Here is a 14,753-nt window from a genome sequence, read left to right on the forward strand (position 1 = left end):
CCGATTTTAGATCTTGCCGCCAGCCTCGGCGATGACTTTGGTCAAGCTTCCCGTTGCCGGGAAGAGGGGGATGAGGCATGCCTGCAGGGCGTGATAGATGTCGCCCTTGCCCGGGAACAGCGTGTGAGCAGGAACGAGATCTTCCGTCAGTTCCTCATGCCAGCCGCCATTGGCACGATCGATAAAGGCCTGGCCGATTACGCTCCAGATCTTGCGGTAGCTTTCTTCGTGGAAATCGCTCGGGACGTGTTCATTCAGATAGTGGGCCGCACCGGCACCCTCGCATGCAGGCCACCAAAGCTTGTTGCGCTTTGCCGGCACATCTTCCCAGTCGAGCGTATAGAAGAATCCATTCTTCTTATTGTCCCAGCCGAGTGACATGGATTGGGAGAAGAGACCCTTGGCTGCTTCCGGCATCCAGTCATGACGCTTTTCCCCCAGCGTCCAGAGTTGCAGGATGAGACGCGCCCATTCCAGCCAGTGCCCTGGCGTCGTTCCCGATGGACGGAACATCTCGTTGCCGCGGTAATTCTTGTCGAGCACCCAATCGGCGTTGAAGTGTTCGGCAACGCGCCAGCCGACGGATCCAGCCGAGCGGCGAATGACGAGATCGGCGATACTTTCTGCTTTTTCGAGATATGTCTTGTCGCTGGTCGCTTCGAATGCGGCCATCAGGGCTTCCGTCAGGTGCATGTTGGAGTTCTGGCCGCGATAGGTGCCTCCGTCGATCAACGACCAATCTCGATTGAATTCCTCGGCAATCGCTCCGTGCTTCGCTTCCCAGAACTTAGTATTCAGAATTTCCGTGACATCTGCCAACATGCCATCGGCCAGTGGATGGCCGATCGTCTTTGCGGATGAGGCAGCAAGCAGCACAAAAGCGTGGCCGTAGCCCTGCTTGCTGGAATCGACGGGGCCGTCATTGTTCAGCGACCAAAAGTAGCCACCATGCTCCGTGTCGCGATGATGATTCCATAGATAGTTCATGCCGTGGTCGACAATTTCGTTTGCGCCGGGACGACCGAGCAACGACCCGATCGAGAAGCAGTGCACCATGCGGGCGGTCGAATGAATGCCGCGCACGGGATTTGCCTTATCCAACGGCTTGCCGGCATCGTCCATGTCGTAGAAGCCGCCTTTGGGATTGACGGCGCGGTATTGGAAGAAATCGAAAAGCGCGTCCGCTTGATCAAGCAGCCAACGCCGATGGTAGGCGCGCGTGCTCCAGTTTCCGAGCGCTGCGGGTTCAACCTGTATGTTCATGCCGTCCTCCATGGATTCTTTTCCTGACGCCGTATAGCGCCGCCCGAAAGCGCTGTCATGGCGTTATGGACGAAACTGTGTCGTCGGCACTGCGTTGTCCATGGTCGGATCGGCAATTAGCCCATGGTGCGGTTATTTTCCTGAAACGGCCGGAAGGATGGACGCATCGTTCTTGCTATCGAGTGGTTGAAAGCATACATATGTTGACATAAAGATATCTTTATGTGATCTGATTGTGAAGTCGCAATCTGGCCCGAGGAGTTCGCTTATGTTTGACAATCTTTTTGGTTCGGGAACGGCGAAGCGCGACGGCAGCGAGGTGTTTGAGGCCTTGCGAAAGGCTGCGAGCGAGCGAATCCTCGTGCTTGATGGCGCCATGGGCACGCAGATTCAAGGCCTTGGCTTTGACGAAGATCAGTTTCGCGGTCATCGTTTCGTCGGCTGTGCCTGCCACCAGAAGGGCAACAACGACCTTCTCATTTTGACCCAGCCCGGTGCGATTGAAGAGATACATTATCGCTACGCCAAGGCGGGCGCCGATATTCTGGAGACCAACACCTTCTCATCCACCAGCATCGCGCAGGCGGACTACCAGATGGAAGGTGCGGTCTACGACCTCAACAAGGAGGGCGCGGAAATTGTGCGCCGAGCGGCGATCCGCGCAGAGCGTGAGGATGGCAAGCGCCGCTTCGTTGCGGGCGCCATCGGTCCGACCAATCGGACCGCCTCCATCTCTCCCGATGTCAACAATCCTGGCTATCGTGCGGTTACCTTTGATGATTTGCGTCTTGCCTATGGCGAACAGATCGATGGCCTGATCGATGGTGGTGCCGATATCATTCTGATCGAGACGATTTTCGATACGTTGAACGCAAAAGCGGCGATCTTTGCCTGCGAAGAGCGTTTCGACGCCAAGGGCATCCGTTTGCCCGTCATGATTTCAGGCACCATCACCGATCTTTCCGGGCGCACGCTGTCCGGTCAAACGCCGTCAGCCTTCTGGAATTCCGTGCGCCACGCCAGCCCCTTCACGATCGGCCTCAATTGTGCGCTTGGAGCCAATGCCATGCGACCGCATCTGCAGGAGCTTTCCGCGGCCGCGGACACCTTCATTTGCGCCTATCCTAATGCCGGATTGCCGAACGAATTCGGTCAGTATGACGAGACGCCCGAGATGATGGCCGCTCAGGTCGAGGAATTCGCCCGCGAAGGTCTGGTCAATATCGTTGGTGGCTGCTGTGGCTCCACGCCCGAGCATATTGCGGCGATCGCTCAGGCGGTTTCGAAATATCCGCCGCGCCAGCTTGCCGAACATCGGCCGTTCATGTCGCTCTCCGGTCTCGAGCCGTTCGAGTTGACCAAGGACATCCCGTTCGTCAACGTCGGCGAGCGCACGAATGTCACCGGTTCGGCGAAATTCCGCAAGCTGATCACCAATGCCGATTATACGGCGGCGCTTGCCGTTGCTCGCGACCAGGTCGAGAATGGTGCGCAGGTCATTGACATCAACATGGACGAGGGCCTGATCGATTCTGAAAAGGCGATGGTAGAGTTTCTCAACCTCATCGCCGCCGAACCGGATATTGCCCGCGTTCCGGTCATGATCGACAGTTCGAAGTTCTCGATTATCGAGGCCGGCCTGAAATGCGTTCAAGGCAAGCCGATCGTCAACTCCATTTCGCTGAAGGAAGGCGAGGAGAATTTTCTCAAGCAGGCTCGATTGATGCGCATGTACGGCGCAGCGGTCGTCGTCATGGCCTTCGATGAGACAGGTCAAGCTGATAGCTACGAGCGCAAGGTCGAGATCTGCTCGCGTGCCTATAAACTGTTGACGGAAGTGGCGGGCCTGTCGCCGGAAGACATCATCTTCGATCCGAATATCTTCGCCGTTGCGACGGGTATCGAAGAGCACAACAACTACGGTGTCGACTTCATCGAAGCGACGAGGACGATCCGCCAGACGATGCCGCTCGTTCATATTTCCGGCGGTGTCTCAAACCTGTCCTTCTCGTTCCGCGGCAACGAACCCGTTCGCGAGGCGATGCATGCCGTGTTCCTCTATCACGCCATTCAAGCGGGTATGGACATGGGCATCGTCAATGCCGGGCAGCTTGCCGTCTATGACAATATCGATCCGGAACTGCGGGAAGCCTGCGAGGACGTCGTGCTCAACCGCCGTCCGGACAGCACAGAGCGTCTGCTTGAGATTGCCGAACGCTTCCGCGGTTCCGGCAGTAAGGAGGCCAAGGCACAGGATCTTTCCTGGCGCGAATGGCCGGTGGAGAAGCGGCTCGAACATGCGTTGGTCAACGGCATTACCGAATATATCGAGGCCGATACAGAGGAAGCGCGCCAGGCTGCTGAACGGCCGTTGCATGTCATCGAAGGCCCGCTGATGGCCGGCATGAATGTCGTTGGCGATCTCTTCGGTTCGGGCAAGATGTTCCTGCCACAGGTGGTGAAGTCCGCCCGTGTGATGAAGCAAGCAGTTGCCGTGCTGCTTCCCTACATGGAGGCCGAGAAGCTCGCCAATGGCGGCGACGGAGAGAGGAAGTCGGCCGGTAAGGTGCTGATGGCGACCGTCAAGGGTGATGTCCACGACATCGGCAAGAATATCGTCGGGGTCGTACTCGCCTGCAACAATTATGAGATCATTGATCTTGGCGTCATGGTGCCGGCGACGAAGATTCTCGAAACTGCGATCGCAGAGAAGGTCGATATTATCGGTCTGTCGGGGCTCATCACGCCGTCTCTGGACGAAATGGTGCATGTCGCTTCCGAGATGGAGCGGCAGGGCTTCGATATACCATTGTTGATCGGTGGCGCTACGACGAGCCGCGTCCATACCGCGGTGAAGATCCATCCCGGCTATCACCGCGGGCAAACCGTCTATGTTACGGATGCGAGCCGTGCCGTTGGTGTCGTATCCGCTCTGCTATCGCAGGATGCGCGGCAGGGCTATATCGATACCGTTCGGGCTGAGTATTCCAAGGTCGCGGCCGCCCACGCGCGCAGCGAGGCGGAGAAGGTGCGCCTGTCGATCGCAAGGGCGCGCGAGAATGCCGAGAAGGTGGAGTGGTCTGATTACAAGCCGGTCAGACCGCAGTTCTTCGGAACCAAGGTGTTCGAGAGCTACGATCTTGCCGAATTGGCGAAATATATCGACTGGACCCCATTCTTCCAGACCTGGGAGCTCAAGGGACGTTTTCCGGCAATTCTCGAAGACGAGAAGCAAGGCGAGGCCGCACGCCAGCTTTACAGCGATGCGCAGGCGATGCTGGAAAAGATCATCGCGGAAAACTGGTTCCGCCCACGCGCCGTCATCGGTTTCTGGCCGGCGGGCGCGGTCGGCGACGATATCAGGCTGTTCACCGACGAAAGCCGCAACGAGGAGCTTGCAACCTTCTATACGCTGCGGCAGCAGCTGTCGAAGCGGGACGGTCGTCCGAATGTCGCGTTGTCGGATTTTGTGGCGCCGGTTTCCAGTGGTGTCGGCGATTACGTCGGCGGTTTCGTTGTTACGGCCGGTATCGAGGAGGTGGCCATTGCCGAACGCTTCGAGCGCGCCAATGACGATTATTCATCGATCCTCGTCAAGGCACTGGCCGACCGCTTTGCCGAAGCGTTCGCCGAGCGGATGCATGAGCGGGTGCGTCGAGAGTTCTGGGGCTATGCCGCGGATGAGAATTTCACGAGCGAGGAGCTCGTTCAAGAAGCCTACACGGGCATCCGTCCAGCACCGGGCTATCCGGCGCAGCCTGACCATACCGAGAAGGATACGCTTTTCCGCCTGCTGGATGCCGAAGCGGCAACGGGCGTAAAGCTCACGGAAAGCTATGCGATGTGGCCCGGTTCTTCCGTCTCGGGCATTTATATCGCTCACCCGTCTTCCTACTATTTCGGTGTCGCCAAGATCGAGCGCGATCAGGTCGAGGACTACGCTGCCCGCAAGGGCATGCCCGTGGGCGAGGTGGAGCGCTGGTTGGGTCCGGTTCTCAATTACGTGTCGGAGAAGCGCGAGGCCGCAGTCGACGACGCAGCCTGACCGCGAGTCATGTCAAAGACTTGCCGAGTTTAGCTTAGAATTTGATTCTATATAAAAGCGCCACCTCAGCCATTCGGTTGGGGTGGCGCTTTTTTTGATTCTGGGATTTTTACGGTCTTGCAGACGTAAGCTAATTTGCGCCAATCGTCAGTTCCGCGACGAAATCATAGGCGTCGCCGCGATAGAGCGACCGGGTGAATTCCACTGCGCGGCCGGAACCGAGATAGGAGATGCGCTCGATCGAAAGGCCGGCAGCGCCGACGGGAACGCCGAGCAAGCCCGCATCGGCCTCCTTCATGTTGGTCGCGGATATGCGCTGCACCGCGCGAACAGGGCGCACCTGACGCTTTTCCAGCTCTGCGTAGAGCGATGTGGTCACGACAGACGGATCCGGCAGGAATTCGCCGGAGACGCTGGCATGCTCGATCGCCAGTGGCTGGTCGTCGGCAATGCGGAGACGGCTCAGCCGCGATACCTTCGTGTCGGCGGCAAGGCCGAGGATCATCATCTCATCCGGGGAGGGCGTGTGGATGCCCTTATGCAGCCATTCGGAGCGAGCTGTCATCCCGCGCCGCGCCATGTCCTCGGTAAAGGATGTCAGCTGCGACAGCCGCTGCTCCACCTTTGAAACGGGTTTTGCGACGAATGTGCCCGAGCCGTGGCGGCGGACGAGTACGCCTTCGGCGACGAGGTCGTCGATTGCCTTGCGGACAGTGACGCGGCTGACCGCAGCAAATTCGGCAATGTCACGTTCCGGCGGCAGTGCATCCCCATGCTTCAGCCTCCCGACCTTCACTGCCTCCTCAAGCGTGCGGCGCAGCTTGACGTAGAGCGGGCCTGTGCCGCCCACGGAAAGGCGCTCCGGCGAGAAGATTGCACTCAAATCTTCGGTCATGCCCTGTTTTCCTCTCCGCCCCGCAGCAGTTTTGCTGCCAGTTCCACGGCGCCGCGCAAGACATCGCCCTTGGGTTCGGCGAGAATCGCCTTGTGACGTTCGTCGAGCCAGGGACGATAAGCCTGAGCGACGCCGCCGAGAAGGCAGATCGAAGGGCATTCCGGCCAAAGCAGCGCATCCAGGCTTTCGGTTATCGATTTCGCTGCAGTTCTCACGATGTCGATGGCGACTGCATCCTCCATGCCGGCATATTCGAAGATAACAGGCGCATAGCGGGCAAAATCCTTGGGCTTGGAGGCGTGCGCAAATTCGACGATCCGTTCGGGATCATTGCCGTATTCCGCCATGATCGATGCCGTCAGCGCTGAGCCGGGTGTCACCCGGTCATGAGCCAGAAGCGCTTTTTCGAGCAGATCGCGACCAAGGCGTGCGCCGCTTGCCTGATCGCCGACGACAAACCCCCAGCCGCCGATGCCCCAGCTTTTGCCGCCGCGGCGGGCATTGTAGACAGAGCCGGTGCCAAAGGCGCCGATAACGCCATCGGCGTCGCCAAGCGCGCCTTGAAGGGCAATGGTTGCATCGGTGACAACACGCGTGCTCGCAAAGGGCAGGGCGCCTTCGACCTGCTTACCATAATTGCCGACATTGGCCCCGGCGGTTCCGATAATGGCAGGCAATTCCCGCAGCAGTTCAGGGGCGAGGTTCGCATCGATCAAGGCCTGCTTTGCCGAGGCGACGATATGTATCAGCGAGTTTTCCAGATCGGAGAGGATGTTCGCCGCGCCGGCTTTGCCGGTGCCGAGCACCTTTCCCGCAGCGTCTATGACAGCCGCCCTGCAACTCGTGCCACCGCCATCGATACCAATTGCAAACTGCCCCATCACGCCTCCGGATGCCGCCTGTTCCCCGTTTTTCCATACAATACCAAAAAAATACCATTTACCAATAGGCAAGGCAGGCATTTTTGATTGTTTTTATCCCATTGAATTGCCTTGTTAAATTAATGAGCTCCAATCTTTTTGTATCCGAAAGTTAAATTCGGCTGGACAATTGGTATTTTTTTGGACTTAATTCGGTCCAAGGGAACAGTGCGAACGGACATCGGCAAAGCCGGCAGAAAAACAACAGCCGGTAAGTGAGGCGGAAGGGCGCGCATCTCGTCGTTGCGCCAGGCCGTTAGGGATCAGGAGGATCCCGTTTTGACGTTCGTCATAATTTTCCCGCGTGGTTCTTGCTGTGTCTCCGTCTAGTGGCGGCGACGGCAATTGATTGGGCTGATCAGGCGCAAAGCCTCTGAAGCCTTTTGCATGGAGGGGTCGGCAATATTGGCGGTCCCTATGGAGCGCTGACCGTCTCCTCGGACAGGCCAGCGGATTTTCAGATCGAGAACAGCGCCTTGCTATGGCGCGGAAAACAGGAGAGGGAAATGAAAACCAATGTTCTGAAAGGCTTGCTTCTCGCATCGAGCCTGCTGACTTCTGTCAGCCTGGCGCATGCGGCCGATGTGACGCTGACGGTTGAAAGCTGGCGTAACGACGACCTGCAGATCTGGCAGGAAAAGATCATCCCGGCTTTCGAGGCGAAGAACCCGGGGATCAAGATTGTCTTCTCGCCGACGGCTCCAACCGAATACAACGCATCGCTGAACGCCAAGCTCGATGCCGGTTCCGCGGGCGATATCATCACCTGCCGTCCGTTCGACGCCTCGCTTGACCTCTTCAACAAGAAGCATCTTGTCGATCTGACCAAGCTGAAGGGCATGGAAAACTTCTCGGCTGTTGCCAAGGCTGCCTGGTCGACCGATGATGGCAAGTCGACCTTCTGCGTGCCGATGGCTTCGGTCATCCACGGGTTCATCTACAACAAGGACGCTTTCGACAAGCTCGGCCTGAAGGTACCGATGACGCGTGACGAGTTCTTCGCCGTTCTCGACAAGATCAAGGCTGATGGCACCTACATTCCGATGGCGATGGGCACGAAGGACCTCTGGGAGGCCGCTACCATGGGCTACCAGAACATCGGCCCGAACTACTGGAAGGGTGAGGAAGGCCGCAAGGCCCTGATCGCGGGCAAGGAAAAGCTGACGGATGCTCCGTGGGTCGATCCCTACAAGGAACTGGCCAAGTGGAAGCCCTATCTCGGCGACGGCTTCGAAGCGCAGGGCTATGCCGACAGCCAGAACCTCTTCACGCTCGGCAAGGCTGCGATCTATCCGGCCGGCTCCTGGGAAATTGCTCTCTTCAACACCCAGGCGCAATTCAAGATGGGCGCCTTCCCGCCGCCGGTCGCAAAGGCTGGCGACACCGCCTACATCTCCGACCATCCGGATATCGGTGTCGGCCTGAATACGAAGAGCAAGCACCAGGAAGAAGCCAAGAAGTTCCTCGACTGGGTCGCTTCCGACGAGTTTGCAACCATCTATGCCAACTCGCTGCCGGGCTTCTTCAGCCTGAACTCGCATCCGGTGAAGATGAGCGATGCGCTCGCCCAGGAATTCGTTTCCTGGCGTGACAATCACAAGTCGACGGTTCGTTCCACCTATCAGATCCTGTCGCGCGGCACGCCGAACCTGGAAAATGAGACCTGGACCGAATCTGCAAACGTGATCAACGGCACGGACACTCCGGAACAGGCTGCCGAGAAGCTCCAAAAGGGCCTCGACAGCTGGTACAAACCAGGCAAGTAAGCATCGCATGATGTGGGCGAGGGGCCTTTCAGGCGCCTCGCCCTTTTCATTATCTTGAGTAATTGGCGATTATTTCGCCGTTACATTCGACACGCCTGATGTCGCTTCCATCCGGCCAGAGAGCCGGGGCAACGGGCGGATTTGAACCTTTGCACTGCCGTCTCATCAGGCAGCCAAGAAAAACAGGCAGAAAGCCATGAGCGACGCCGCGACATCAGACGCCCTTGACGTAACGCCGATCAGGCGCTCCAAGCGCTGGCACATCCTCGTTTTCCTTTTCCCGGCCTTTGTCGTCTATACGGCGGTCATGATCCTGCCGCTGATCGAGACCTTGCGGCTGTCGCTTTACAATGTCGTCGACAATCAATCCGTCTTCGTCGGCCTGAACAATTTCAAGGTCCTGTTCGGCGACGATCGCTGGTCGCATGATTTCTGGAGTGCGCTGCGCAACAACCTGATCTTCTTCGCCATTCATATGTGCGTGCAGAATCCGATCGGTATTGCGCTGGCGGCACTCCTGTCGCTACCGAAGCTGCGCTTCGTCGCCTTCTATCGCACGGCCATCTTTCTGCCGACGCTGCTGTCTTTCGTCGTCGTCGGCTTTATTTGGAAACTGATCCTTTCGCCGCTTTGGGGCGTAGCGCCCGAGCTGCTGAATGTGATCGGCCTGAAGTCATTTTTCGCGCCTTGGCTCGGCAGGCCGAGCACTGCCCTGATTACCGTGGCTCTTATTTCGGTCTGGCAATATGTCGGCATTCCGATGATGCTGATCTATGCCGCGCTGCTGAATATTCCCGAAGAGGTTATCGAGGCGGCCGAATGCGACGGCGTCACCGGCTGGAGCCAGTTCTGGAAGATCAAGCTGCCGCTGGTGTTGCCGGCGATCGGCATCATCTCGATCCTCACCTTTGTCGGCAATTTCAATGCGTTCGACCTGGTTTATACCGTACAAGGCGCCCTGGCGGGGCCGGATGGCTCGACCGATATCCTGGGTACGCTGCTTTATCGCGTTTTCTTCGGCTTCCAGCTGCAGCTCGGTGACCGCTCGATGGGCGCGACGATCGCGACGGTGATGTTCCTCATCATCCTGGCCGGCGTTTCCTTCTATCTTTTCATCGTACAGCGGCGCATCCGTCGCTACCAGTTCTGAGGAGCGCGACCCATGTCCAAGGCACGCACTTCCACCCTTCGCACCGGCCTCGTGCATCTGGCGCTCATCGCCTATACGCTCGTAGCCATCTTTCCGGTGTTCCTGACCGTCATCAATTCGTTCAAGGATCGCGCCTCGATTTTTCGCGCGCCCTTGAGCGTCCCGACGCCATCCTCCTTCAGCATGATCGGCTATGACACCGTTCTGAAGCAGGGGGACTTCCTCACCTATTTCCAGAACAGCTTTATTGTCACGATCGTCTCGATCATCCTGACGCTGCTGTTCGGCGCGATGGCCGCCTTCGCGCTGTCGGAGTACCGCTTCCGTGGCAATACGGTCATGGGCCTTTATCTGGCGATCGGCATCATGATCCCGATCCGCCTCGGCACCGTTGCGATCCTGCAGGGCATGGTGGCCGCCGGCCTCGTCAACACGCTGACGGCGCTGATCCTTGTCTATACGGCACAGGGTCTGCCTCTCGCGATCTTCATCCTGTCCGAGTTCATGCGGACGGTTTCTGACGACCTGAAGAATGCCGGCCGCATCGACGGCCTCAGCGAATATGCGATCTTCTTCCGCCTCGTCCTGCCGCTGGTTCGCCCGGCGATGGCGACGGTTGCCGTCTTCACCATGATCCCGATCTGGAACGATCTTTGGTTCCCGTTGATCCTGGCGCCGAGCGAGGCGACAAAGACGGTGACGCTCGGATCGCAAATCTTCATCGGCCAGTTCGTCACCAACTGGAATGCGGTGCTGGCGGCGCTGACGCTCGCTATCCTGCCGATCCTCATCCTATACGTCATCTTTTCGCGTCAACTCATTCGCGGCATTACCTCCGGAGCAGTCAAGTGAGCCTATCTGAAAAGCCGATCCGCGTTCTCGTTGCCGGCCTTGGCAATATGGGCCGCAGCCATGCGCTGGCCTATCACAACAATCCGGGCTTCGAGATCGTCGGCCTCGTCAACCGCTCCAAGCGGGAGCTGCCCGAGGAGTTGCGGGGATATACGGTCCATCCGGATTTCGAGACGGCGTTGAAGGAGCTGAAGCCGGACCTCTGCTCTATCAATACCTATTCCGACAGCCATGCCGATTTCGCCGTCATGGCCTTCGAAGCCGGCTGCCACGTCTTCGTCGAGAAGCCGCTGGCCACGACGGTCGAAGATGCCGAGCGTGTGGTCGCGGCGGCAAAGAAAGCCGGCAAGAAGCTGACGATCGGCTATATCCTGCGCCATCATCCCTCGTGGATGCGGTTGATTGCCGAAGCGCGCAAGCTCGGCGGCCCCTATGTCTTCCGCATGAATCTCAATCAGCAATCGAGCGGTCCGACCTGGGCGACGCACAAGGCGCTGATGCAGATGACGTCGCCGATCGTCGATTGCGGCGTGCATTATGTCGACGTCATGTGTCAGATCACCGATGCCAAGCCCGTCGAGGTGCGCGGCATGGGCCTGCGGCTGACGCAGGAGATCAAGCCGGACATGTATAATTACGGCCATCTGCAGGTGATCTTCGAAGACGGTTCCGTCGGCTGGTACGAGGCCGCCTGGGGTCCCATGATCTCGGAGACGGCCTTCTTCGTGAAGGATGTCATGTCGCCGAACGGCTCGGTTTCGATCGCCATGGATCAGAACGCCAAGTCCGACGATATCGACATGCATACGAAGACATCCGTCATCCGGCTGCATAGCGCTGAAACGGGACCCGACGGCCAGTTCATCCGGCCGGATCAGGACTTGCATATGGACGGCGAACCGGGTCACCAGGAACTGTGCAACTTCGAGCAGGCCTTCATGCTGAAGGCCATCCGCGAGGATCTCGACCTCAATCGTCATATGACTGATGCCGTTCAATCTTTGCGCATATGCCTCGCTGCCGATGAGAGCGTGCGCACCGGCAAGCCCGTTTATCTATAAGGACAAAAGACTGTGGGATCGCTTCAACTGAAATCCATCCGCAAGGCCTATGGTACGCATGACGTGCTGAAGGGCATCGACCTCGAGGTGAAGGATGGTGAGTTCGTCATCTTCGTCGGTCCTTCCGGCTGCGGCAAGTCGACCCTGCTGCGCAGTATCGCAGGTCTCGAAGACGTGACCTCCGGTGCCGTGCTGATCAACGGCCAGGATGTGACTGTGACGCCACCCGCCAAGCGTGGCATCTCGATGGTCTTCCAGTCCTATGCGCTCTATCCGCATCTGACCGTCAAGGACAATATGGGCCTGGGCCTCAAGCAGGCCGGCACGCCGAAGGCTGAGATCGACACCCGTGTCGAAAAGGCCTCTGGCATGCTCTCACTTGCGCCCTATCTCGCCCGCAGGCCATCGGAGCTTTCCGGAGGCCAGCGCCAGCGCGTCGCCATCGGCCGCGCGATCGTGCGCGAACCGGAGCTTTTCCTCTTCGACGAGCCGCTGTCGAATCTCGATGCGGCGCTGCGTGTGCAGACGCGCCTCGAAATCGCCCGGCTGCATCGCAGCCTGCAGGCAACGATGATCTACGTGACCCACGATCAGGTCGAAGCGATGACGCTTGCCGACAAGATCGTCGTGCTCAATGCCGGTGCGATCGAGCAGATCGGCTCGCCGATGGAGCTTTATAACCGCCCGGCCAATATTTTCGTTGCCGGCTTCATCGGCTCGCCGCAGATGAATTTCATCGCGGCCGAGCGTCTCGGCGAAAGCAGCGCCAAGACCGTCGGCATCCGCCCCGAGCATATCACGCTATCACGCGATCAGGGCACATGGGCCGCCAAAGTCATCCACGTCGAGCATCTCGGTGCGGACACCATCATCTATCTGGAGTCGGAGGCCACCGGTCTACTCACCGCGCGTCTCTTCGGTGAACACAAATACGAGCCGGACGAAATGGTTTATGCGACGCCGGATGCGAACCAGATGCATCGTTTCGATGTGAACGACAAGGCGATCCGGGCGTGAATGGCCCCACCGAGACGAGGCAATAGGCTCCGTCTCGGCTGCATCTCGTCCGCTTGAGTTGCATCGTCATTCGCTTTGCGGCCGCGGAGGATCGCCCGCTGTCAGAGCAGCCCGCTCAATGACTTCGGCTATGTGGACGGAAAGGGCGGGATCGGAGACGGCGCGGGCAAGCGTCAGACCACCGCTCAGCGTAGCGAGAAGAACGATGGCACGATCCTCTGCCGTCGTTTCACCAGAGCTTGTGCTCCCCGGCAGGCCGGCGGCGACATCGGCGATGAGTTTTTTCAATTCCACCGTATAGGCGCGGCGCGTTTCCTCATCGGCACGCATGACATCGGGGGAAAGGCTTGGCAGTGTGCAGCTGTCACCGAGATCGCAAGTCCGCTTGTAGCCGAGGTAAAAGCTGGCGAGCTCCTTCAACCAGTCTTTCGGCTGGTTTTGCCTGAGCGTCAGGATCGCTTGGCGCAATTCTTCCAATCCTTCCACGACTGCAGTGCGAAACGCTTCGCTCTTGGACTTGAAGTGTCCGTAGAAGGCGCCGTTGGTAACGCCGGCCGCTTTCGTCAGTGCATCGATGCCTGCGCCGCCATAGCCTTCTCTGCGAAAGACTTGCCCTGCAGCAGCGACCACCCGCGTCCGGGTCTCTTCCTTATGTTCGGCGCTGTAGCGCATTGCTATCTCCATTGAGAGCGATCTCTCTTTATTGCTTGCATAGAGAGCGATCGGTATGTATCGTTAAAGAGTGATCGGTATATATCAATTGCCGTCATAGGTCCAACAAGGAGATACCCCATGCCCATTACACTTACCGTGTCCGAAGGACTGCTTTCATCCGAAGCGCAGGCAAAAGCTTTTGCCGGACTTACGGGTGCAGTCCTCGATGTTGCCGGCCTGACCGGGAATGAATTTATGACGGTCAATGTCATCGGCTCGATCAATGTGCTTCCGGCCGCACATGTGCTGGCAGCCGGAAAGCCCGTCGCTGCGGCCTTCATCGAACTCAAGTTGCCCGAAATCGCGCTTGCGACCACCGAAGCCAAGCGCGCTTTCATTGCAAGGGCGACTGATGTCGTCGAGCAGGCGGCCGAAGGGCGGATCAAGCGTGAGCATATCTGGTCGAACATCGTCTATGCGCCTGAGGGTGCTTGGGGCATTGCGGGACAAAGCTACAGCAATGCCGATCTGGTTGGCGCTATTGCGAGCGCCGCAGCGCCTGAGGTTGAAGCTCATCGCGCGTGAGATGAGATAATTGGCATTGATACCGGGCGGCTGCGTGGGCCGCTCGTCCGACAACAAGGGAGGCAGGAGATGCAACTCGCCAATTATCTGTTTTTCACGACGCATTGCGAGGAAGCGCTTGCCTTCTATACAGTCTGCGGGCTCGGCGAAGTGACGCTGTTGGTTCGTCATGGTGCTGATGGGGTGCCGCTTGCCAACGAAGCGATGCGGGGCAGGGTTATGCACGCTCGCTTTGAGGGGCCAGGCGTCTCGTTCTTCGCTTCCGACAATCACGATGCCGAGCCGATGAGAGGTTCCGCTCATATGCTCATGATGGATGACCGAGAGAGCACCGAGAGGATTTTTGCTCGATTGGCTGAGGGCGGCGCGGTGACGACGCCACTCGCCGTTCAGCCTTGGGGCAGCTACTACGGCAAGCTGACGGACCGGTTCGGCGTGCAATGGATGGTAGACTGCCTGCAATAGGAGCTAACTGATCACGCGCGAAAGAATATCATTATTAGTCCAGTCGTCCGGACGAATTCATGCGACTGTCATTAGGTGGA

The 14,753-nt window shown here is 58.4% G+C and carries 12 protein-coding genes; 8 read left to right on the plus strand and 4 right to left on the minus strand.

Going from position 1 to position 14,753, the window contains the following annotated elements; translation table 11 throughout:
- Positions 1–6: 6 nt before the first annotated feature.
- Positions 7–1,263, minus strand: coding sequence for an AGE family epimerase/isomerase (locus tag FBZ99_RS08830; protein ID WP_145632585.1), 1,257 nt, complete (start codon positions 1,261–1,263; stop codon positions 7–9).
- A gap of 268 nt (positions 1,264–1,531) precedes the next feature.
- Between FBZ99_RS08830 and metH the strand changes: the two genes are divergently transcribed.
- On the plus strand, positions 1,532–5,308 hold the full coding sequence (gene metH, locus FBZ99_RS08835) for a methionine synthase (protein WP_145632588.1): 3,777 nt from the start codon (positions 1,532–1,534) through the stop codon (positions 5,306–5,308).
- Between the two features lie 130 nt (positions 5,309–5,438).
- Here metH and FBZ99_RS08840 read toward each other — a convergent pair whose 3' ends face one another.
- Positions 5,439–6,203, minus strand: a complete 765-nt coding sequence (locus FBZ99_RS08840) for a GntR family transcriptional regulator (protein ID WP_145632591.1) — start codon at positions 6,201–6,203, stop codon at positions 5,439–5,441.
- Positions 6,200–7,084 (minus strand): BadF/BadG/BcrA/BcrD ATPase family protein, encoded by an 885-nt coding sequence (locus tag FBZ99_RS08845; protein WP_113351929.1) that lies wholly within the window; start codon positions 7,082–7,084, stop codon positions 6,200–6,202. Before FBZ99_RS08845 ends, FBZ99_RS08840 begins: the two co-directional genes overlap by 4 nt.
- A gap of 545 nt (positions 7,085–7,629) precedes the next feature.
- Between FBZ99_RS08845 and FBZ99_RS08850 the strand changes: the two genes are divergently transcribed.
- The 5 genes from FBZ99_RS08850 (at position 7,630) to FBZ99_RS08870 (ending at position 12,969) form a co-directional block, all read left to right on the plus strand.
- Complete coding sequence (locus FBZ99_RS08850) at positions 7,630–8,889, plus strand: ABC transporter substrate-binding protein (protein WP_145632593.1); 1,260 nt, start codon at positions 7,630–7,632, stop codon at positions 8,887–8,889.
- A 196-nt stretch (positions 8,890–9,085) separates the two neighbouring features.
- Complete coding sequence (locus FBZ99_RS08855; RefSeq protein ID WP_113351931.1) at positions 9,086–10,039, plus strand: carbohydrate ABC transporter permease; 954 nt, start codon at positions 9,086–9,088, stop codon at positions 10,037–10,039.
- Between the two features lie 12 nt (positions 10,040–10,051).
- On the plus strand, positions 10,052–10,891 hold the full coding sequence (locus tag FBZ99_RS08860; RefSeq protein WP_113332865.1) for a carbohydrate ABC transporter permease: 840 nt from the start codon (positions 10,052–10,054) through the stop codon (positions 10,889–10,891).
- Positions 10,888–11,952, plus strand: coding sequence for a Gfo/Idh/MocA family protein (locus FBZ99_RS08865; protein WP_113351932.1), 1,065 nt, complete (start codon positions 10,888–10,890; stop codon positions 11,950–11,952). Before FBZ99_RS08860 ends, FBZ99_RS08865 begins: the two co-directional genes overlap by 4 nt.
- Positions 11,953–11,964: 12 nt before the next feature.
- Entirely contained in the window at positions 11,965–12,969 is a 1,005-nt protein-coding gene (locus FBZ99_RS08870) for an ABC transporter ATP-binding protein (RefSeq protein WP_145632596.1), read from the plus strand.
- Positions 12,970–13,035: 66 nt separating this feature from the next.
- Here FBZ99_RS08870 and FBZ99_RS08875 read toward each other — a convergent pair whose 3' ends face one another.
- Entirely contained in the window at positions 13,036–13,641 is a 606-nt protein-coding gene (locus FBZ99_RS08875; RefSeq protein WP_145632598.1) for a TetR/AcrR family transcriptional regulator, read from the minus strand.
- A gap of 120 nt (positions 13,642–13,761) precedes the next feature.
- Between FBZ99_RS08875 and FBZ99_RS08880 the strand changes: the two genes are divergently transcribed.
- Positions 13,762–14,208 (plus strand): tautomerase family protein, encoded by a 447-nt coding sequence (locus FBZ99_RS08880; protein WP_145632601.1) that lies wholly within the window; start codon positions 13,762–13,764, stop codon positions 14,206–14,208.
- 69 nt (positions 14,209–14,277) lie between these two features.
- A complete protein-coding gene (locus tag FBZ99_RS08885; RefSeq protein WP_113390575.1) occupies positions 14,278–14,673 on the plus strand; it encodes a VOC family protein in 396 nt (131 codons plus the stop codon).
- The last annotated feature ends 80 nt before the right edge of the window (positions 14,674–14,753 follow it).

Origin of the sequence: Rhizobium sp. ERR 1071, from assembly GCF_007828675.1 — a bacterium.
In the GTDB taxonomy this organism is placed as follows: domain Bacteria; phylum Pseudomonadota; class Alphaproteobacteria; order Rhizobiales; family Rhizobiaceae; genus Rhizobium; species Rhizobium dioscoreae.